This window comes from Fructobacillus evanidus (assembly GCF_963580165.1).
GTDB lineage: Bacteria > Bacillota > Bacilli > Lactobacillales > Lactobacillaceae > Fructobacillus > Fructobacillus evanidus.
This window is the reverse complement of sequence record NZ_CAUZLM010000002.1, coordinates 33,389-54,437: the sequence shown is the minus strand read 5'-3', so window position 1 is coordinate 54,437 and position 21,049 is coordinate 33,389. Positions and strand designations below refer to the sequence as shown.

General features: G+C 45.9%; 24 protein-coding genes. 19 read left to right on the top strand and 5 right to left on the bottom strand.

Translation table 11 applies throughout. From position 1 onward, the window contains the following. Positions 1-34 precede the first annotated feature (34 nt). From AABI08_RS01690 to AABI08_RS01675, 4 genes are all read right to left on the bottom strand, one after another. Complete coding sequence (locus AABI08_RS01690) at positions 35-928, bottom strand: hypothetical protein (protein WP_338343374.1); 894 nt, start codon at positions 926-928, stop codon at positions 35-37. Positions 929-1,237: 309 nt separating this feature from the next. Next, positions 1,238-2,755: a phosphoenolpyruvate carboxylase gene (ppcA, locus tag AABI08_RS01685; RefSeq protein ID WP_059393570.1), complete on the bottom strand. Its 1,518-nt coding sequence runs from the start codon at positions 2,753-2,755 to the stop codon at positions 1,238-1,240. A 155-nt stretch (positions 2,756-2,910) separates the two neighbouring features. Next, positions 2,911-4,593, bottom strand: a complete 1,683-nt coding sequence (gene rnjA, locus AABI08_RS01680) for a ribonuclease J1 (protein ID WP_338343373.1) — start codon at positions 4,591-4,593, stop codon at positions 2,911-2,913. Beyond that, positions 4,593-4,808 (bottom strand): RNA polymerase epsilon subunit, encoded by a 216-nt coding sequence (locus tag AABI08_RS01675; RefSeq protein WP_047975284.1) that lies wholly within the window; start codon positions 4,806-4,808, stop codon positions 4,593-4,595. The genes rnjA and AABI08_RS01675 overlap by 1 nt, the downstream gene beginning before the upstream one ends. A gap of 356 nt (positions 4,809-5,164) precedes the next feature. Here AABI08_RS01675 and AABI08_RS01670 point away from each other — a divergent pair, with 356 nt between their 5' ends. The 15 genes from AABI08_RS01670 (at position 5,165) to AABI08_RS01600 (ending at position 17,152) form a co-directional block, all read left to right on the top strand. Beyond that, positions 5,165-6,049 (top strand): 3-hydroxyacyl-CoA dehydrogenase, encoded by an 885-nt coding sequence (locus AABI08_RS01670; RefSeq protein WP_338343372.1) that lies wholly within the window; start codon positions 5,165-5,167, stop codon positions 6,047-6,049. 174 nt (positions 6,050-6,223) lie between these two features. Next, complete coding sequence (gene efp, locus AABI08_RS01665) at positions 6,224-6,784, top strand: elongation factor P (RefSeq protein WP_338343371.1); 561 nt, start codon at positions 6,224-6,226, stop codon at positions 6,782-6,784. Positions 6,785-6,863: 79 nt separating this feature from the next. Then, positions 6,864-7,313, top strand: coding sequence for an Asp23/Gls24 family envelope stress response protein (locus tag AABI08_RS01660; RefSeq protein WP_338343370.1), 450 nt, complete (start codon positions 6,864-6,866; stop codon positions 7,311-7,313). Further along, a complete protein-coding gene (gene nusB / locus AABI08_RS01655; protein ID WP_338343369.1) occupies positions 7,313-7,723 on the top strand; it encodes a transcription antitermination factor NusB in 411 nt (136 codons plus the stop codon). Before AABI08_RS01660 ends, nusB begins: the two co-directional genes overlap by 1 nt. Before the next feature lie 195 nt (positions 7,724-7,918). Further along, the gene (locus AABI08_RS01650) at positions 7,919-8,713 is read left to right on the top strand and encodes a TatD family hydrolase (RefSeq protein ID WP_338343368.1); all 795 of its coding nucleotides are present in this window, start codon (positions 7,919-7,921) and stop codon (positions 8,711-8,713) included. Next, entirely contained in the window at positions 8,706-9,290 is a 585-nt protein-coding gene (gene rnmV / locus AABI08_RS01645; protein ID WP_338343367.1) for a ribonuclease M5, read from the top strand. Before AABI08_RS01650 ends, rnmV begins: the two co-directional genes overlap by 8 nt. Next, positions 9,274-10,164 carry a 16S rRNA (adenine(1518)-N(6)/adenine(1519)-N(6))-dimethyltransferase RsmA gene (gene rsmA / locus AABI08_RS01640; protein WP_338343366.1) on the top strand — a complete coding sequence of 297 codons (891 nt, stop codon included), beginning with the start codon at positions 9,274-9,276 and terminating at the stop codon, positions 10,162-10,164. The genes rnmV and rsmA overlap by 17 nt, the downstream gene beginning before the upstream one ends. Before the next feature lie 96 nt (positions 10,165-10,260). Beyond that, on the top strand, positions 10,261-10,491 hold the full coding sequence (locus AABI08_RS01635; RefSeq protein WP_338343365.1) for a Veg family protein: 231 nt from the start codon (positions 10,261-10,263) through the stop codon (positions 10,489-10,491). Positions 10,492-10,559: 68 nt separating this feature from the next. Beyond that, positions 10,560-11,282 (top strand): metal ABC transporter ATP-binding protein, encoded by a 723-nt coding sequence (locus AABI08_RS01630; protein WP_338343364.1) that lies wholly within the window; start codon positions 10,560-10,562, stop codon positions 11,280-11,282. After that, entirely contained in the window at positions 11,275-12,060 is a 786-nt protein-coding gene (locus AABI08_RS01625; RefSeq protein WP_338343363.1) for a metal ABC transporter permease, read from the top strand. The genes AABI08_RS01630 and AABI08_RS01625 overlap by 8 nt, the downstream gene beginning before the upstream one ends. Positions 12,061-12,215: 155 nt before the next feature. Further along, the gene (purR, locus tag AABI08_RS01620; protein WP_047975274.1) at positions 12,216-13,049 is read left to right on the top strand and encodes a pur operon repressor; all 834 of its coding nucleotides are present in this window, start codon (positions 12,216-12,218) and stop codon (positions 13,047-13,049) included. 6 nt (positions 13,050-13,055) lie between these two features. Then, complete coding sequence (gene glmU, locus AABI08_RS01615; RefSeq protein WP_338343362.1) at positions 13,056-14,432, top strand: bifunctional UDP-N-acetylglucosamine diphosphorylase/glucosamine-1-phosphate N-acetyltransferase GlmU; 1,377 nt, start codon at positions 13,056-13,058, stop codon at positions 14,430-14,432. Between the two features lie 124 nt (positions 14,433-14,556). Beyond that, positions 14,557-15,162, top strand: a complete 606-nt coding sequence (locus AABI08_RS01610) for a YdhK family protein (protein WP_338343361.1) — start codon at positions 14,557-14,559, stop codon at positions 15,160-15,162. A gap of 27 nt (positions 15,163-15,189) precedes the next feature. Next, positions 15,190-16,533 (top strand): dihydrolipoyl dehydrogenase family protein, encoded by a 1,344-nt coding sequence (locus AABI08_RS01605; protein ID WP_338343360.1) that lies wholly within the window; start codon positions 15,190-15,192, stop codon positions 16,531-16,533. Positions 16,534-16,609: 76 nt separating this feature from the next. Further along, positions 16,610-17,152, top strand: coding sequence for a hypothetical protein (locus AABI08_RS01600; protein WP_338343359.1), 543 nt, complete (start codon positions 16,610-16,612; stop codon positions 17,150-17,152). Between the two features lie 58 nt (positions 17,153-17,210). Here AABI08_RS01600 and AABI08_RS01595 read toward each other — a convergent pair whose 3' ends face one another. Further along, a complete protein-coding gene (locus AABI08_RS01595) occupies positions 17,211-17,462 on the bottom strand; it encodes a hypothetical protein (protein WP_338344118.1) in 252 nt (83 codons plus the stop codon). Between the two features lie 376 nt (positions 17,463-17,838). Between AABI08_RS01595 and xseA the strand changes: the two genes are divergently transcribed. From xseA to AABI08_RS01575, 4 genes are read left to right on the top strand one after another with little or no spacing between them, the layout of a single operon-like run. Further along, entirely contained in the window at positions 17,839-19,107 is a 1,269-nt protein-coding gene (gene xseA / locus AABI08_RS01590; protein ID WP_338343357.1) for an exodeoxyribonuclease VII large subunit, read from the top strand. Between the two features lies 1 nt (position 19,108). Next, positions 19,109-19,336, top strand: a complete 228-nt coding sequence (locus AABI08_RS01585; protein WP_047975268.1) for an exodeoxyribonuclease VII small subunit — start codon at positions 19,109-19,111, stop codon at positions 19,334-19,336. Continuing rightward, positions 19,329-20,207, top strand: coding sequence for a polyprenyl synthetase family protein (locus AABI08_RS01580; RefSeq protein WP_338343356.1), 879 nt, complete (start codon positions 19,329-19,331; stop codon positions 20,205-20,207). Before AABI08_RS01585 ends, AABI08_RS01580 begins: the two co-directional genes overlap by 8 nt. Then, the gene (locus AABI08_RS01575) at positions 20,208-21,038 is read left to right on the top strand and encodes a TlyA family RNA methyltransferase (RefSeq protein ID WP_338343511.1); all 831 of its coding nucleotides are present in this window, start codon (positions 20,208-20,210) and stop codon (positions 21,036-21,038) included. The last annotated feature ends 11 nt before the right edge of the window (positions 21,039-21,049 follow it).

Here is a 21,049-nt window from a genome sequence, read left to right as displayed (position 1 = left end):
GAAGGACGCATCCAGGTCTTTTCATTTGTGTTGATTAGTTTTCGCTAACTTTCATGATGGGGTAGGTTCCCGCAATCGTCATGGTGAAGGAATAGGCACCGGATTGCAGGAGACGGCCATCGGTTTTGACCGACTGAATATCTTGGATATGAAAATCGGCAGGAATCATTAGCGGAATGGTGGTAAAGCCCTTTCGACTAGGATTCTCCACGCCTTTTTTACCACGCAGATAAGTCAGCATGATTTGTGGCCAGGGAAGTTGGTTCACCAGCCGAATTTCGGCCGCGATACCATCTTGGCCCAGAATAATTTGTAAACCGAGCGTCTTGGAATGGTTTTGGTAGGTATGGGCAAAACGAAGGGTCCAGGAGAAGCTGATTTTATTTTGGTTGCGTGAGGCCTGGCCCCAGAAAGAAAACATTTGATGAAAGGCATGCTTCCAAGCAAATTTTTGATTGAACTTGGGTAAAATGGCTGAAAAATCAGGGCCAACCTGAAAGCTATCCAAGAAGTATTGCTTGCCTTGCTTTGGAACAGAGCCAGTCACTAGTCCCAGAGGAGCTTGCCGGATAGTTTGGTTGCTTAAGGAAGTTAAAATTTGATTCACCAGACGATTTGTTGAGTGGCTTTTATCGTTCCAGTTGATGAGCAAAAGTGGCCAGCGCAGGGTATCGTCAAAGTCTAAAATTGCAGCCAGAGTTGCATTCAAGGAAGCTGGATTACCAATGACGACGATTGGCAGGACTTCTTCTGTCTGCATGGTCTTAGCGACTTTCCGGGCGAGGTTATAGACTGGGTTTTGCGTCGATGCCTTTTGAAAGCTTGTCACCGCCTGGGCGGCTGTCAATTGACCTTGAATTTGATCCAAGGCCCCTAGATCTTTTTGGCGAATCAAGGTTGTATCAATAATAAAGTGTGCTGATGTCATAATCTTAAGTCTTTGCTATGTCGTTAAAAAAGGCATGCCAGCGCATGCCGGATACCCAAATGACGGGTATCATTTCGAATTTGTCAGAATACGTCGATTATAGCAGAAAATCAGGGTTGGTGACGATTTTTTCTTGACAATTGTGTTGCGCCACGTCTTCTGGCATGACGAAGTGACGAGCAATTAAAAAGGACTGACGCCGATTGAATATCGGGCGTCAGTCCTAAAGGCTGCTCAATGACATGTCCTAATTTGGGGTTCATATCACTGAAGTTTGTCTTTTTGATGATTGTTTTCTAATTGCTTGGCTTAACCTAAGAAATGACGCAATTGGGCCATGCGGTTAATCAAGGCGGTAATAGCAACGGAAGCGCCTTCCTTGAATTCAACGACTTGGAGGGCGATCTCGGCGTGTTGTTGCTCAGCCATTGTTTCTGGGCCAACGTGGAGGTCAAAGGCATCCTTTAGGATAACGATATCTTCTTCGACTTCTTGCCAGGCAGGACTTTGTGTCTTCAAAACCTGGAGGGCATCCCAGTTGACATAGTGGGCTAATTCCGCAAAATCAGCGCGCATGCTTGGGTAATAGCGGTTCAAGACAGCCAACTGCTCCTCGTTGAGGCTCGCGTATGCCCGGCCGAAGCCGATAAATTCAGGCGGCACACCGATTGAGTAGAAGGCGCCGGTAAAGTTGATGGCCCGAGGTAACTCGATGTTATCAACTGAACGGGAATAGCCTAAGACCCCAACGTGCTGACGACGGTCACGACGCTTTGGGAAGGCCTTGAAGATTGGCTGGACGTCAGGGACCAACTGTTCGAGTGTTTCTTGGTAGAAGGTTGCTGATTTTTGGGCGATATCGGAAAGAATGGCTTCGTCTTCATCGCTAATGACCAATGGCTTTGCCTTTGGTAATTCTTCCTTCAAGTACTTGATACCGGCCTTTGTTTCGTCAATTGAAAAGTCGTAACGGAACGCTGATTGGACCGTTGCCGTTCTGACACCAGGGAATTCGCGAACATAGCGCTTGACGCGACGAGGTGAGAGGCCACCACGGAAGATGGCAGACCCGGTTCCGGAAATTGGATAAATAGCAATGCCTTCTTCTTCGGCAAATTGGTGCAAGCGTGCTAAGGCTAACTTATTTCCGATAATTGAGGACATAAAGCCGGCTGAAAGGGCAGAATCAGAACCGGCCAAGAAGACACGTAAGTACTTTGGTCGGAAGCCAAAGTGTTCCTCATGAAGGTTCAAGTATTCCTTCAAGATTTCTGGTGCATGGTATTGGGTTTCAAAGTCTTCAAAGAGTGGAATCATCTCGATGTAGGCCTTGTTGTCTTCTGTTGGTGTAAAGGTCGCATCCTTGAACTGGGCCAGCTTTTCAAACAAAAGCTGCATTTCAATGATTTGATCGGCACGCTGGGCCATTGGCAAAATGGCTTCAAACAACGGACGTTGGTCAAAGCCAAGGTCATTGGCAAAGTCTTCGGAACTTAAAAAGGCCGTCATGGCTTGCATTAAGTTGTAGCCTTTTTCTTCCCAAATATTTGGGAAACGGAAGGTCAAAAACTTGTCACGACCAAGTTGGTGTTCCTTAAAGTACTCATAGTGGGTTGAAAAAAGGCGGTCAATGACGGCCGCATCGGCGTGCTTTCCTTCCCAGTCCCACATGTATTCATCAACATCGAGGGCCTGGTAGTTTTGAAAGGCTTCATCAGTTTCACGATAAGCACTGATGAAAGGTTGTTGCGCGGTGTCCCAGAAGGGGGCGTTGGCGTTATCAGGGTGTTGTGTGCCCATAATCGCCGGAATCTTGCGTTCTGTCATCTCTTAAAGCTCCTTTTTGGGATAGAAACGGATAATCAATCGTTAAACAAGTAAAAGCACAAATAAAATGTTAACGATACCCTTTAATAATAGCAGATTTTAGAATGAAAAAAACGTCTAAACGATAAAAATCATTTAGACGTTTTCTATTTTTCTTAAATCATAATCAGCATTGGCAAAATCATTGGCTTACGAGCCGTTTCTTTATGCAAATACTTGGCCAGGTCATCGATAATAGCCTGACGAATATCGGATTCGCTAGCATTCTTTGCAGACATTGCCTTACGAATCGTATTGAAAATGACATGACGACCGTCATTAATGAGGTCACCAGATTCACGCATGTAAACAAAACCACGAGACAAGATATCGGGTCCAGACAGGATTTCCTTCTTCTTTAAGTCAATTGTGGCTGTGACGATAACCAAACCATCTTGTGACAGTTTCAAGCGATCGTGCAAAACGATTGAACCGATATCACCGATTCCTGAACCATCGATATAAGTATCTTCGGCAGGGAAGTGTCCAGCAATTCGTGGTGGGTTAACACCATCAAGGGCGAGGACATCACCGTTTTCCAGGATAAAGGTATGGTCTTTTGGAATATCAAGTTCTTCGGCTAGGCCAGCATGAACTTTAAGCATCCGGTATTCACCGTGGACAGGCATAAAGTATTCAGGCTTCATTAATGACAACATTAACTTTTGTTCTTCTTGGCCACCGTGACCAGAAGTGTGAATATTGTTTAACTTACCATGAATGACGTTGGCGCCACCTTCTTCTAATTTGTTAATCACAGCGTTAACAGAGGCTGTGTTCCCAGGAATTGGGGAAGAAGAGAAGATAACATTATCGTTTGGCTTCAAGCGAACTTGCTTGTGAGTCCCATTAGCAATCCGCGCCAAGGCGGCCATTGATTCTCCCTGTGATCCGGTTGAAAGAATCAAAAGTTCGTCATCTGGGATATTTTTAATCTGTGACTGCTCAATCAGGGCATCGTCTGGGATGTTTAAGTATCCAAGGGCCCGTCCGTTGGTCATGGCTGATTCCATTGACCGACCGAAGACGGCAATCTTACGGCCGTGAGCAATGGCAGCATCCGTTGCCATTTTGATTCGATTCATGTTCGAAGCGAAAGTAGCAAAGATAATGCGGCCATGCTTTAGTTGTTCAAAAAGCTTTTGAACAGTCTTTTCAACCCAGGCTTCTGATTTTGTCCACTCGGGTCGTTCAGCGTTGGTCGAATCCGACATCAATAACAAGACACCTTCTTCACCAGTGCGAGCCATTGACCAAAGGTTGGGCTTTTGCTTGGTGGTTGGTGTCAAATCAAATTTGAAATCACCGGTTTCAACAATCGTTCCAACGGGCGTTTTGACTGAAACGGCAAAAACGTCTGGGATTGAGTGGGTGGTACGAATGAATTCAACTGACATTTGGTCGAATTCAATGACTGACCCATCCGTAATTTCGTGGAGTTCAGAACGATTTAGAAGCTGCTTTTCTTCCAATTTGTTACGAATTAGAGCCATTGCCAGTGGGCCGGCATAAACTGGAACATTGACGGCCTGTAAAAAGTAAGCAATCGCCCCGATGTGGTCTTCGTGTCCGTGGGTGATCACCAGAGCTTTTACTTTGTCAATGTTTTCGACTAAGTACGAGTAGTCTGGAATGACATAGTCAATTCCTAAAAGAGAATCCTCCGGAAACTTAATTCCGGCATCCACGACGATAATTTCGTCCTGGTATTGGATTCCATACGTGTTTTTTCCAATTTCGCCAAGTCCACCAAGGGCGTAAACGCCAACTTCGTTTTCCTTAATATCAACTGTTGACATTAGGCGAAGGTTGTTAACTTAAATTCCGGATTAGCCTGTTCGTACACCAGTGCTGCATCGGATAATTCTTCAACATCTTCGATGTTAAATTCTGTATTTGCCTGCGCAGCTGCTAATGCGGCTGGCTTTGATTCGGCCTCGATGTAAAAGGCCTGAGTGTTTTCCCGCTTTGGATTGCGGTCGAAATGACTTTGATAGTAAACTTTGTAAACCATGTTTGTTCCTCCAAGTTTAATTTTTAATTGATCACGAACGAAAACCTTAACTTCTATTTTACCACAGCTGGCAGGGGATTGGGGGCTTTTCTATCGGCTTGTTGCTAATAAGGACTACTAGTAAATAGAAAGTAAATAGAAAAATATAAACCTGCGATAAAGTTATTGTTTTCACTATTTAAATTAGAGCAACAATAACCTAGGTATAAAATCAGGAATAAACGATAAAAAGCTGATATATTCGATATAAAAGTTACTAAAACGTTTTGTAAAAACATTCACATTAAGAATAATCGTTGCTATAATAATTGGCATAATAATAAAAAAATCACAAAATAACGACCTGGAGAATGACCATGACAATCAAAAACGTAGTAGTTGCCGGAGGCGGTGTTCTTGGATCGCAAATTGCCTTTCAAAGTGCTTTTACAGATTTTAACGTAACGGTTTACGGCCGATCAGAGGATTCACTAAAGCGGGCCAAGGAACGTTTGCAGCCTTATGTAGCCATTTATAATGACTTTTACGAAGATGGCCAGAAAGCGAATTCGGTTATTGAAAAGATTCGTTTTACGGCTGATTTGGCTGAAGCGGTGAAAAATGCTGATTTGGTGATTGAGGCGATTCCTGAAAGCTTGCCCGCCAAGGAAAGTTTTTATCGGGAACTTTCAGAAGTGGCGCCGGCAAAAACAATCTTTGCCACGAATTCTTCAACTTTTATTCCCTCACAATTTGTTGAATATGTCAGTCAACCTGAGCGCCTGTTAGCCATCCACTTTGCTAATCAAATTTGGGCGAACAACACAGCGGAAATTATGGGTCATGCTGGTACGAATGCGCAATACGTTGATGACCTGGTTCATTTTGCAAGAGATATTCGCATGGTGCCATTCCGTTTGAATAAGGAACAGCACGGTTATCTGTTGAATTCCTTGTTGGTACCATTTTTGGAAGCGGGCCAAAAGTTGTGGGCCGATGAAGTGGCTGATCCACAAACAATTGATAAGGCGTGGATGATTGCGACGGGGGCACCGATGGGGCCTTTTGCCATTTTGGATGTCATTGGGCTAAATACGCCATACAACTTGGCTTTGGCACAGGCAAAAGATAACCCAATTGAAGAAAAGATTGCTGCTTTACTAAAGGAACGAATTGACCAAAATGAAATGGGCTTGGCCACACAGAAGGGCTTTTATGAGTATCCCAAGCCAGTTTACCAAAACCCAGATTTTTTGAAGTAAGAAAGCCTGAGCTGAGTAATGTGATGCGCGTTTGCTGTGGGGTATTAAAGGAAAACAATTGGTAAATCAGTTTAATCCTAAGTCCAAGCCTGCGCTTTTGTGAAAGAAGAGTGCGTATTGGCTAAAAATTTGTTATAATAAAATACAATTACTTAACGAACGAGGGATAGACTCATGGCAATTGGCATGAATGATTTGAAGACAGGTTTGACGATTGAATACTCAAACTCAATCTGGCGTGTATTGGAATTCCAACACGTGAAGCCTGGAAAGGGAGCTGCCTTTGTGCGCTCTAAGTTGAAGAACTTGCGGACGGGTGCGGTTAACGAAGTAACCTTCCGTCCTGGTGATAAGTTTGAACAGGCCGAAATTTCAACGCGCCCAATGTCATACTTGTACGCCGAAAACGATGGCCGTGTCTTTATGGACACTGAAACTTACGAACAAATCAACATCTCAGATGATAACTTGCAAGAAGCCTTGAAGTTCATGCTTGAAGGAATGGAAGTTAAGATTACGATGTATGGTTCAGAAGTCTTGGGGGCAGAATTGCCATCAACTGTTACTTTGAAGGTGACTGAGACGCAACCTGGTATCAAGGGTGCAACAGCTACTGGTTCAGGTAAGCCTGCTACTGTTGAAACTGGTGCTACAATTACAGTGCCAGATTTTGTTAACGAAGGTGAAACCATCATTGTTAATACTGAAGATGGGTCCTACAAGGGTCGGGCCTAAGGTTGCTTAGGCTGCTTTCTTGATGAAGCAGTCTTTTGTATTTATTGGTACCGATTTTATCGGTTGATTGGAGGAAACAATGGTCAAGCAAGCCAACTTAGCGAATAAGAACTTTTTACTGTCCGCTGAAAAAATGGAAGACGGGCAAACAATGGTTGCCCGGCATGCCTTGGAATTGATTGCACAGGCAGCGACCCTCGAGGTTGATGGTGTAGCAGCTATGCAAACAAACGTTTACGACCATTTTCCAAAATCTTTGGCCAATATCGCCAAGACGAAGGGTGTCTTATTGGAAAACGACGAAGATGGCTTGAATTTTGATGTCTCTGTTGTTTTGCATTATGGTGTTGTCGTACCAAAGGTGGCTTTTGCTATCCAACAATCAATCAAGAAGAACTTGGCTGATTTGACCGGCTTAACGGTTACGGAAGTAAACGTAACCATTGCCGGTTTGGTTCCTGATGATACAAACGATACCCTGGACCCTGACCATTTGTTTGATCATGACCTGGCAAAGGAGCCCAGCTAATGACTCAATTATCACGACATGAAGAACGGCAAGCGGCCGTCCAAATTCTCTTTGCTTGCGCTAACAAGACGCCAGATGAAGCTGAAATGGATTTGGTCTATGACCTAGTTGTCGGTGATCAAGACTATCATGCCTTTTTGCCCCAACTGGTTAACGGTGTTTTAGCACGAAAAGCACAATTAGATGCTGATATTGCAAAGCACTTGGCCTTAGGCTGGAAGGTTGACCGAATTGCACGGGTTAACCTCGTCATTTTGCGCATTGCAGTTTATGAATTGCAAATGCCAGAACCTGCACCTTACAAGGTTGTAGTGGATGAAGCGGTTGAACTTGCCAAGGAATTTGCTAGTCAACAAGATGCTCAGTTTGTTAACGGTGTCTTGAAGAACTATGCGCCAGTCGATGCTTAAAAAAGAGGACTGCTCAGCTTATAAACCCATTTTTTGGGGATAAGTTGCTGAGTAGTCTTTTTTTATCAACAGGCAATTGGTTAGCTAACTCGCACGGACGCTGGCACTATTGTAATAATATTTGTCTATTTCCTCACGAATTCAAAGGGGAGTGGCGTCCTGTGCTAAAATAGAGGAAGTAAAAAGGAGGCCATCATGGCGATTTACCATCCAAATGAACAACCAGCACCATCATACGACAGTCATACACATTTGAATGACGATGAACTTTACTTTGATGTGCCAGCATACTTAGCGCGGGCACATGAATTTCAAGTAGTTAAAATGAATATTGTCGGCTATAATGCCGTTGGTAACCAACGGGCCTTAGAAATTGCCCAAGAAAATGACGGAGTTTACGCTATCTTAGGTTACCAGCCTGAGGACACACCTGATTTTGATGAGGCGGCTCTGGCAACGCTCACTGAGCAATTGGACCAAGATAAGGTCGTTGCCGTTGGTGAAACCGGCTTGGACTATCACTTCGATACCGATAAAGATGTTCAAATGCAGGCCTTCTTAGCACAAATCAGTTTGGCCAAGGAAAAGGACTTACCGGTTGTGATTCATAACCGAGAGGCCTTTGACGATGTTTATCGCGTCTTGAAGGAACAGAAGGTGACCAAGGCGGTCATTCATTCCTTCTCCGGCACTCCGGAACAGGCCAAGGCCTTCGCTGATTTAGGTTATTATATTTCTTTTTCTGGCGTCGTGACTTTCAAAAAAGCAGAAGAAGTTCGAGAAGCAGCCAAAGTTGTGCCATTGGACCAAATTTTGGTGGAGACGGATGCACCATACTTGGCGCCAAGTCCAAACCGTGGTAAGCGCAACGAACCCGGTTGGACCAAATTTGTGATTGATGATTTGGCCAAGACGCTCTCAATGTCAGCCGATGACCTCGCAGCACAAACCAAGCAAAACGCTGAATGGGCTTTTTTGAACCATGACTAATCGGCCAAAAATTAAGGCGATGGTTGTCGTGGAAGGCTGGTCGGATACAAAACGTCTGAGTCAAGCGGTTGACTGTGACACGATTGAAACCAGGGGATCGGCGCTCGGCGAAGAAGTGATTTTGCGCATTCAAAAAGCAGCCGCAGAGCGGGGGGCCATTGTTTTGACGGACCCTGATTTTAATGGGAACCGGCTTCGGCGGCTAATTACAGAAGCAGTCCCGGAAGTTGCCCAAGCAACAATTAGCCAGGACCAGGGCCGGGCACAAAAGGACAATCCCCACAAGTCATTAGGGGTGGAACATGCACCACTGGATGTGCTGGCGGCCTGCCTTGTGGAGGCTGACCAGCAAGTTGGCCAGTCTCGACCGGATTCTGATATTGACCGGGACTTTCTGGTCGATTTGGGCTTGATTGGTGGACCAACCGCCAAGGAGAGGCGAATTTTGCTCGGTCAAAGCCTACAAATTGGTTATGCCAATGGCAAACAACTATATCACCGCCTTTTAGCCTATGGCATCATGCAAGAGCAGGTTGTGGCTGCCTTGAAAGGAAACATTAATGGAAAAGTCAATTAAGATTGCCAACCCAATGCGGACTCAGGCAATTTTAAATCAGTATGGCCTGCGGGCCAAAAAGAAGTTTGGTCAAAATTTTTTGACTGATCAAAACATTCTGACTGGGATTGTGGATGCAGCAGAGTTGAGTAAAGAAGATGCCGTGGTCGAGATTGGTCCCGGGATTGGTGGTTTAACCGAATATTTGGCCTTGGCTGCCGACCAGGTCTTAGCCTTTGAAATTGACCGGGACATGGTCAAGGTCCTAAGTGAGACCTTGGCGCCGTACGATAATGTTACGGTTCAAAACGATGATGTCCTAGAGGTTAACCTGAAGCAAACGTTAGCTGAACATTTTGGGCCGGAGCGCTCGGTCAAAGTGGTCGCTAATTTGCCGTACTACATCACGACGCCAATTCTTTTAGGATTATTGCAAGCGCAGATTAACTGGTCTCGATTAGTGGTGATGATGCAAAAGGAAGTGGCTGACCGCTTAACGGCTGAACCAGGGACGAAGGAATATGGTGTTTTGTCTATCACCTTGTCTTACTATGCTAATGTTCAGACTGCGTTGAAGGTGCCACGGACTGCCTTTAATCCAGCGCCAAATGTGGATTCAGCTGTTGTTTCCTTGACACCAAGAGAACCTGACCAACCAGTTGAAAATCCTGATCAATTGTTCTCACTGGTTAAGGCGACCTTTGCTCATCGCCGGAAGTCGCTTTGGAATAACCTCCTACAACGTTTTGGTAAAGAGGAAGAAATCAAGGAACGGTTAACAAAAGCTCTAGACCAATCGAATATTCAACCGGGGGTTCGTGCCGAAAAACTAACCCTCAACCAATTAACGGACTTGTATTTAGCCCTGATGGAACAGGGATTCTACGCAGGTTAACTGTTAACGCCAACAATCGCAATTTTTTTGCTAATATTGAGCTTTTGTTACTAATGTGTTATAATAGTTCTTGTTTAATGAGAAAGGCGGTCGAAAATGTCAACTTTAGAAGATATTAAGTCGCGCTTGGACGCGCACATAGGCGAAACAGTCACTGTAGTTTCTCAGGCAGGTCGTAAGAAATTCACGGAGCGTTCCGGAATCTTGCGTTCTACTTTCCCATCACTGTTTGTGGTTGAACTGGATGAAGAAGCCGAATTTGAGCGTGCTTCATACAGTTACACAGACGTCTTAACGAATAACGTGGATATCACGTTTGCCGATTAAGGAAATACATAAAAAGCCCGTCAGGGCTTTTTTGTTTGCCTGGCTTTAAAATGAAAGAGGAGAATGCCATGAGTGCGCAGATTGTTGTCAAAAACTTTACCGCTGCCTTTGGTGATCGCATGGTTTTAAAGGATGTTTCCTTTACAATTGATGGACACCGCTTTACCGTCATTGTTGGTGAAAATGGAACCGGCAAGACGACCTTAATTAAGGCTTTGATTCAAGAAGTCATTGGTCAAAAACATCCTGGCCATGAAAACAAGAAGCAGCAGGGGACGATTGAGGTCAACAGTAAAAGCTTGGCCTACGTTCCACAGTTTCGTGATCTGGGAGATGATTACCCGCTGACGATCCGGTCTTTTATCGCCTTAGGGCTAAAGTCTGGCTTGCGCCCTTGGCTGAATGCCCGTGAAAAATCAGCCATCGATCAAGCCTTAGAGCAAGTCGACTTAACTGACTTAGCTGATTTACGGCTATCGGATGCCTCTGGTGGGCAAAAGCAACGGGCTTATATTGCCCAGGCCTTAGTTCAAGAACCTGATTTGTTGATTTTAGATGAACCGACCGCCGCCTTGGATGCCAATCATGCCTTGGCCCTCGTTAAAAGTGTTCGGGCCTTGCAACAAAGTCGCCAGATTGGTGTTTTGTGGATTTCGCACGATACTTCTTGGGTCAAAGAGTATGCTGATGGGTACCTTTGGTTGCATGATGGCCAGATTCAGGGCGGCCAGGCAGCTGATTTGCCAGATGCGGCTGCTTCACAACACCGCCAGGAGGTAAACCATGTTTGATCAAGCTTTTATGCAAAATGCTTTTATTGCCGGCACAGTAATTTCAATTGTTGCTGGAATAGTTGGAACTTTCGTGGTGGCGCGGTCGTATAACTTCTTGAGCCATTCTTTAAGTGAAATTGCTTTTGCTGGGGCGGCCTTTGGTTTCTTTATTGGTTGGCCACCACTTTTGGGGATGGTGATTTTTACAATCCTCGCTGCGCTATCAATCGGGGGATTGGAGAATGCCAAGGTCCGCCAGGATAACGTGACTTCTGCTGTATCAGCCTTTGCCATTGCTTTAGGAATTCTTTTCTTGGCCCTTGGCCATACTGCCAATTCGGCGGCAACCGGTATTTTATTTGGTTCCGTGTTGGGAATTTCGCACACCGATTTGTTAATTTTGGCGGGGATGGCTCTTGGTGTCTTCGTCGTGATTTTCTTGTTTTACAAGCCATTGCGCCTACTGGCATTTGATGAGGCAGGGCTACTACTTTCAAGAGGAAAAAAGACTTGGTTAAAAATTCTCTTCTTGGTGGTGATGGCGCTATCCGTGGCGATTTCGTCACAATTAGTTGGGTCGTTGTTAATCTTTGTTTTGGTTACACTACCGGCGGCATCCGCCCGTTACTACCAAGGTTCTGTTGGTCGGTTGATGGCTCTCTCGGTCTTTTTTGCTTTGTTCGGAACTTGGACAGGTTTAGCTTTGGCCTATGTCACGAATCTACCAACTTCTGCCTTTATTGCTGGGATTGAAGTGCTGATTTATCTGCTTTCGATTTGGCTTGCTAAAGAATAAAGCGCATTAGGTCAGCCTTTTTGTAACAAATATTAAAAAATACCGGAGGTAAAAACGAATGTTCGTTTTTACCTCCGGTTTTATGCTATAATAGTCGGGATGGAAATTATTACTCTGAGGAGGAAAGGGCAGTTTTTTTGCCCACAAAAATACTTATGAAAACACGTCGAGCTGACCGTTTGGTCGATATGTCACACTACCTATTGGACCACCCGCGCCAACTGATTTCACTGAACTTTTTTGCTGATCGCTATGAAGCAGCCAAATCGTCAATTTCCGAAGATTTGTCAATCATTCGTCGAACCTATAAAGCCCGTGGTACAGGTGAAGTTAAAACCTATCCAGGCGCAGCCGGTGGGGTTTATTACACGCCATTGATGGCGGCTGGTGAGGCCAAAGACTTTGTGGATGGCATTTGCCAAATTGTGAACGATGAATCCCGCGTTTTGCCGGGTGGCTATGTTTATTTATCTGATTTGTTAGGACAGCCAAATGTCTTACGCCAAACCGGACGATTGATTACAACCCAGTACGTTGGGGAAGAAATTGATGCCGTGATGACCGCTGCAACCAAGGGGATTCCTTTGGCCCAAGCAGTCGCTGACCAACTAAATGTGCCTTTTGTTATTGTTCGTGATGATGCCAAGGTGACGGAAGGATCGATGATTTCAGTTAACTATTTGACCGGATCATCCAAGCGTGTGGAAAAGATGGCCTTGTCAAAGCGGTCTTTGAAGGCCGGTGCGCGCGTCTTGATTGTCGATGACTTTATGAAGGCTGGCGGAACCATTCAGGGGATGCAAACGCTGGTGCGCGAATTCGGTGGTACTGTTGTTGGCACAGCCGTCTTTGCTGAAGGTCGGTCAAATGTCCGTCTGCTAGAGGACTATACTTCTTTGCTACACGTTGAAACAAACTTGGATTCTGGCCAGTCGATTAACGTGCAACCAGGAAACTATTTTGAAGAAATTTATCAAGGTAAGGAATAAGAAGCGATGCAAGCCACAAACGTTGTCATTTTGGCGGCCGGAAACGGTTCGCGAATGAAATCAGACCTGCCAAAGGTCTTACACCAAGTTGCCGGTCGGGCAATGGTTGATTGGGTGGTTGCCGCCGTGGCACCATTGAACCCAAGTAAAATTTTAACGGTGACGGGTGTTGGGGCTAAGCAGGTCCAGGACCATTTAGCCGGTAAGTCAGACTTTGTTGTGCAAGAGCAACAATTAGGAACTGGCCACGCCGTCTTGCAAACCAAGCAGGCATTGGCTGATAGCCAGGGCGCTACGCTGATTTTATCAGGAGATACGCCGCTCTTTACAACGGAAACGCTTCAGGCGCTTTTGGATGAGCATGCCCGGACAAAGAATGCCGTGACGGTGTTAACGGCTTTTGCCGAAAACCCAACGGGTTATGGCCGCATTGTCCGTGGTGAAGACGAAATGGTCTTGAAGGTTGTTGAAGAAAAGGATGCGTCCGTTACGGAGCGTCGTATTCAAGAAATCAATACCGGTGTTTATATTTTCGATAACCAGCTTTTATTCCAGGCTTTATCAAAAGTTGGCAACGATAACGTACAGGCTGAATACTACTTGCCTGATACGCTCGACATTTTACGGGAAATGGGCGAACAGATTGGTGCTTACCAGACGATGGACTTTTCTGAGTCAATGGGGGTTAACGATCGAGTTGCCCTGGCTGCAGCCAATAAAATTATGCGTGCGCGGATTAATCGTGGGCACATGCAAAATGGTGTTGAATTAATTGACCCCGATAATACCTATATTGATGCCGGTGTTGAAATTGGCAAAGATACGGTGGTTGAGGGAAACGTTACCTTGAAGGGCAAAACGGTGATTGGCCGCGATAATGTTTTAACGGCCGGGACTCGGATTGAAGATTCAACTATTGGAGATGGAAACGTTATTACTTCCTCACACCTTGAAGAAGCACTAGTTGAGAACCAAACGACAATTGGTCCCTATGCCCACCTGCGACCATTGGCTGAAATCAAAGACCAAGCGCATTTGGGAAACTTTGTGGAAGTCAAGAAGGCGACAGTTGGCCTTGGTTCCAAGGTTGGCCATCTTTCTTATGTTGGTAACGCCAAATTAGGAGCGGATGTGAACGTTGGTGCCGGAACGATTTTCGTCAACTATGACGGTGTTAATAAGTTCGATACGACGGTTGGCGACAGGGTCTTTATTGGTTCCAATACTAAGATTATTGCACCAGTGACCCTAGCTGATGAGAGCATTACGGCAGCGGGTTCAACGATTACAGATGATGTCGACTTTCATCAAATGGGCATTGCCCGCAGTCGACAAACAAATAAAGATGATTTTTGGGACAGAATGCCCCATAAAAAAGGATAGGGAAACCTATTCTTTTTTATTTTGCCTAAAAAGAGATAGCTTGCCTATCTAATCGACTTTGTTTATAATAAAAACATGGTTATTTAAACTATACCAATATAAAAAATAAGAGAAGGAGAAGAAAATGCGGAAGAAAACAATCGGTTGGCTATTGGCTCTTGGGCTAGTGCTCATCTTAGGCGTGGTGCTGATTTTAGGAATGAAAAATCAGGATGACCACCATTCCAAGAAGATGACCATGTCCAGTAGCCAGATGCAGATGTCTTCGTCCTCGTCATCGATGGCCATGTCGTCTTCGATGTCTGGCATGAACATGGATGAAAGCTTACCAACTGATTTGCCAAATGCTAATCAACCAAAGTACCCGGTTGGCTCTAAGATTACGTTAGAGGCTGATCATATGACCGGAATGAAGGGCGCCAAGGGAACGGTTGCGGCCGCTTACGACGTCAAGCTATATGAGGTTGATTACCAGCCAACTAATGGTGGCAAAAAGGTCAGCGGTCACAAGTGGTTAACCAAGGAAGACTTTTCTGACATGATGGATCACCAAGAAGGTGATAGGGTCACGTTGACAAGTACTCATATGGCTGGAATGAAGGGGGCAAAAGCAACCATCACGAAGGTTGTTAATGGTCCCGCTTACGCGGTTAACTATCAGCCAACTAATGGTGGTAAGATGGTCATGAATCACAAGTACTTGGTTGAAAGTGAAATCAAGTCTCGATAAGGGAGAGAAATGAAAGGATGGAACGCGATGGATTTTTCAGTACTATACATTGGTAGCGGGCAGGCAAGTTGGAATGGGGCGGTCCCATTGGCCAAGTCTGGCGCTAAGGTGGCTGTGATTGAAGAAAGCCAATACGGTGGTGTTTGCTCAAATAAGGGTTGCAATGCCAAGATTATCTTGGATAAGCCTTTGGAATTGATCAACCGAGTCAAAGACCTCCAGGGACGGGGCATTGATGGTGTCCCAACTGTTAACTGGGAAGACTTGATGGCTCACAAGCACGAATTAATTGTTCCTCAAGATGCCCACGGTAAGGAACGTTTGGATAATGTTGGTATCACGACAATCACCGGCCATGCCGAGTTTGTCGATACCCATACGGTGGCTGTTGATGGCAAAACCTATACCGCTGATAAAATTGTCATTGCCACTGGTTTGCGTCCCCACGTCTTGGACGTTCCAGGCCATGAACTCTTTGAGAATTCGACTGACTTTCTTTCCTTGCCACACATGCCTAAGCATGTGACCATTTTGGGTGGTGGCTTTGTGGCCATTGAATTTGCGACGATTGCCAACGCTGTGGGGGCCCAGGTTGATGTGATTACTCGGTCAAACCGCTTATTACGTCAGTTCCCAGCCAAGTATGTGGCAGAAGTTCAGGCTGATTTGAAGGGCCGTGGTGTTCGTTTTATTCCTGATATGAATATCAAGAGCGCTGAAAAGACTGCAGCTGGCCAGATTGCCTTGACCGGCGACCATGAATTCCAATTGACAACCGATTATGTCTTGGATGCGACCGGTCGCGTGCCAAACCATGACCAGTTGAACCTGGAGGCCATCGGGGTCGAAGCTAACCAGCGCGGGATTGTGGTTAATGAATATTTGCAGACATCCGTTGAAAATATTTATGCAGCCGGTGATGCCATCGACAAGCAGGTGCCAAAGTTAACACCAACCGCAGCCTTTGAATCGCGGTATTTGACTGCTCGTTTCAAGGGTGACAATGATGGGCCAATCGTCTATCCAGCCATTTCGGAAGTGGTCTTTACTTCACCTCGGATTGCCCAGGTTGGGGTGCACCTTGATCAGGCCTTGGCAGAACCTGATCGCTATGAGGTTACGGAAGCCTCTTATGATGGCGATTGGTATCGTCAGGTTGAAAATGAGCAGGGAGCTAAGCTTTCACTGATTTTTGATAAGAATAGCAAGGCCTTGGTTGGTGCAGCGGAAAAGTCGAATAATGCTGACAATACCATTAATACGATTGTGCCTTACATCCAAATGAAGATGACCAAGGAACAGTTGAACGACTTAGTTTATGTTTTCCCATCAATCGAGTACACTTTGCAACGGCGTTTGCGATTGGTCTGATTTTGATAAAAGTGTTTAATGAGTATAGCGGATTATGCTATACTTTTTTTATTAGAAACAAGGGGAGTGACAGACTATGTCAATCAATGGCCAAGCCATTATCGATCAAATTGAAGAGCAAAATTATGCTCAAGAAACCTTAGCAGTCAAGGATGGCCAGAGCATTGATTTGGATGCCCTTTTTTCAGCCTTTTTGCCTTTAGCCCAAAAGGAAAACCTGGCACTGGCCAAGGCGGATATCGACGGTGGTATCGAGGAGGGGGGCACAACCTTTTCTTTGGAAGTTAACGTGATTAACTTACCGCTGCGCTATGCCAATCAGGAGAAAAAGTTGGTGTATGCCGATCAGAACTACGATTTACAGGTTTACACAATCGTTGATAACCCCAATGTCTCCAAGTCACGGTTAAAGATTGCTAAATTGTCTTCGTTAGCGGCCCTATTAGATGACAGTGATGGCGTCTTTGCCAAGGCGGCTGCCTGGTTCGACGACCAGCTGCAGGTTATCTTGGAAAATCAGCAACAAGCCGAACAGGAAGCTGCGGAGGCTGACCAAAAAGCTGATGAAGAGAAAGCTGCAACAGACGAAGCTGACACAAAAACTGCTAATAAAAAATAAACAAAAACAGCTCGCAGCACCTGCCTTCTAGAGAAGTACAGATGTTACGAGCTGTTTTTTAGTCAAATCTGATTTTAGCTGACAAGTGGTAGGAAACATGGTCCTTTTCCACAGTGGCCTTTAAGACCTGTGGGTTAGCGGTATGAGCTTGAGCGATTAGTTCACCGAGGTCGTAAGCCTCAATGACGGCTTTAACTAGGTCCTTTGGGCTTTGTCCCATGTCGGGAACGGCTAGGTCCTCCCAATCATGGTCTTTTGCTGGGCCCATTTGGACCAGTTCTTTTGTTTTAATCTGTTCAATGATAATCATGTGCCTATTATACGGTCTGGCAGTTTGGGTGTAAAGGCAGTTTTAGTTGGGGATGCTTGCTTTTTGTTGAGAAGTCTGGCATAATAAAGGTATGCGATGAGTCGAATGCGTTTTTAGAACGCACACGCGGCCTACTGTATTAAATTACCAGCCACGGATTTGGCGTAGGTGGTAATGGTATTGTGGAATTCCATTACCTCACCATGACTAACAGTCTTTGACTGTGGTGACGTAGACTTACTTGGACTTTGTTCAAGTCGCCCGTCAGAGCGTATCTGGCATGCCAAACTAAGCAGCTAACTTCGGTTAGCTGTTTTTTTTATTGGCTGATTTCTCTGGTATAATATGTACTAAGAACGCGTTCTAGGAGGCCTTAATGGCAGATTCGTCACAGTACCTGACAGTCGGTGCGTTAACCGGCTATTTGAAAGCAAAATTTGACCGTGATCCATACTTGGCAAAGGTCTATTTAACAGGCGAAATTTCGAACTTAGGCAATCGAAAGGGGCGCCACCTGTATTTTTCGTTGAAGGATCCAGATGGTAAATCAGTCATTCGCGCAACGATGTTTTCCTATGCATCAAGATTGAAGTTTGAACCCAAGGAGGGGATGAAGGTCCTCGCTATTGGTCGCGTGCAGGTTTATGAACCGTCTGGTTCTTACTCGATTATTTTAGACCAAATGACACCCGATGGGATTGGGGACCTCTTCTTAGCCTTAAATCAGTTAAAGGAAAAGCTGAGTCAAGAAGGGCTCTTTGCACAAGAAAAGAAGGTTTTGCCATTACTACCCAAAAAGATTGCCGTGATTACCTCACCAACAGGGGCCGTGGTGGAAGACGTTGCCAAGACGGTTGAACGACGCTTGCCGGATGCTCAGGTAATCTTGTTACCGGCCGTTGTCCAGGGTGAAGGGGCAGTGCCGTCGTTACTGAAACAGCTGAATCGAATCGACAACCTTGGTTTTGACACGGTTATTATTGGTCGAGGTGGTGGATCGATTGAGGACCTCTGGGCCTTTAACGATGAGGCCCTGGTCCGTAAGGTGGCAGCTTTAAAGACGCCGGTGATTGCTTCGGTTGGTCATGAAACCGATAATACTTTGGTCGACTTGGTGGCCGATCGCCGAGCAGCGACACCAACGGCCGCCGCTGAACTCGCGACACCGGTTACTCGGCAAAATATCCTTGACCGCTTGTTTGAATTAAAAACACGCTTGGTGGTTGCTGGTCGACAAACCATTGCCCAACGTCAGCAGGTCTTAGATCAAATTGTCAATCGCCCAATCATGCAACAACCGGACCGACTATATGCCGCCTATCAGCAGGAAGTTGACCAGTTGACGAGTCGGCTTGGCCGCGGTTTTAGTCGTCAGCTCGAACAAAAACAATATCGCTTCCAACAGGCAAAAAATAGCCTAGTCAAGGAACAACAGCAGTTGCTACGACCTTACCAAGAAGCCCTTGCTTTGGCCAGCACGAAGCTCGACTTAGTGTCGCCACTGAAAATTTTATCGGCTGGCTACACGATTGTGAAGGGCCCAAAAAATCAGGTCATCAAGGAAAAAGCTGATTTACAAGTTGGAGACCGGGTCCACTTAACCTTTGCGGACGGCGAAGTACCCGCTCAAATTACAGGAGAATAAAATGGCTGAAAAAGTATCATTTGAAGACAAGTTAAAACAACTCGAAGTCATCGTATCGGCTTTGGAAAAGGGCGACCGTCCCTTGGAAACAGCCTTAACGGACTTTCAGACAGGAGTCGCATTGGCTAAAGATTTGCAGAAGACCTTGCAGGATGCTGAAAAGACTTTGGCTAAGGTCATGGATGACGATGGCAATTTGACGGATTTGGAATTAACCAACAATGACTAAATTTAACGATTTTTCAGAAAAATATCAGCCACAGGTTAACACAGCTTTAAAAGCCGAGGTGGCCCAACAAGTTCCTAATCAGTCCTCTAGTGACTGGGGGCAGATGCTGACCTATGCGCTCCTAACGCCTGGCAAGCGTCTGCGACCACTTTTAGCTTTGGCTGTTATTGACTCCTTTGGCCAAGAAATCACGGCGGATGCCATTCAGGCGGCTACGGCCCTCGAGTGGGTTCATGCCTATTCTTTGGTTCACGACGACTTGCCGGAAATGGATAACGATGCTTATCGCCGGGGACAACTATCAGTTCATGCGCTGTACGGCCCAGCCAGTGCTGTTTTGGTTGGGGATGCGCTCCAGGCGGGCGCCTTTTCTCTCTTGGCTGCTTTGACAGAAGTTAGCGCTGAGCAAAAGGTCGCCATGGTCGCAACGCTGGCCGAAAAGGCGGGTGCCAACGGCATGGTTTTGGGTCAGGTCTTAGACATGCAAAATCATGATATCAATGAGGACCAGGTGGCTTTGGCAGCCGTTTTGGACCAAGTTTACCAAAAGAAGACGGCTGATTTGTTGCAAGCGGCCGCTTTGATTGGTGGCCATTATGCCAACCTTGCAGCTGAAGATTTAGACCGTTTGGCCGATTTTGCCGGTGCATTTGGCCTGCTCTTCCAAATCCAAGATGACTTGGATGACTATGACCAAGATCAAGAAGAAGGCGTTGTCTCATTGGTGCATTTGGTTGGGCTAGACCAGGCTCATGACTTGGTTGTGCAGTTGACGAAGCGGGCAAATCAGGCCCTTTCTGATTTGACCCAGGAAAATAAAAACTTTGATTCAGAATTATTAACGAGCCTTTTGGCTAAAATTGGAGCGTAAATCGTGGCAGTAGCAAAAGAACGTGTGGACGTCTTACTCGTCCAACAGGGACTCTTTACCTCTCGAGAACAGGCAAAGCGAGCCATTATGGCCGGGCAAATTCTTGGCGAAAATGAGCAGCGTCTGGACAAGGCGGGCGAAAAGATTCCGGTCACAACTGAATTACATTTTAAGGGCGAACCATTGCCTTTTGTTTCGCGTGGCGGCTATAAACTGGTGAAGGCCATTGAAACCTTTGGCTTGGCCATGGCCGACCAGATTGTCTTAGACATCGGTTCTTCCACGGGTGGCTTTACGGACGTGGCCCTGCAAAATGGTGCTGCCCATGTCTATGCCCTGGATGTTGGGACCAACCAGTTGGCCTGGAAGCTACGGATTGATGACCGCGTAACGGTGATGGAAAACACTAATTTCCGCTATGCCAAGTTGGCCGACTTTATGGAAGGCCAGCCAACTCGGGCAACCATTGACGTTTCCTTTATTTCGCTGTCGTTGATTTTACCAACCTTGAAAGACATTATTGCCCAGGGTGGGGAAGTAGCAGCGTTGATCAAGCCTCAATTTGAGGCGGGCCGGGAAGCAGTTGGTAAGCACGGTATCATCAAAGACCCTGCTGTTCACCGCCAGGTCTTGGCTGCAACTTTGCCGATGATGGTGGAAAATGGCTTTACCGTGGCTGGCTTGACCTACTCGCCAATTAAGGGTGGTCAGGGAAATATTGAATTTTTGGCCTGGCTCAAGCGGTCTGATGAGGCCCAAATTGATCCAAGTGTTGCAATTGACGAAGTGGTTGATGCGGCACACGGTCAGTTAGACCAGGCTGGCAACTAAAACTGACTGGT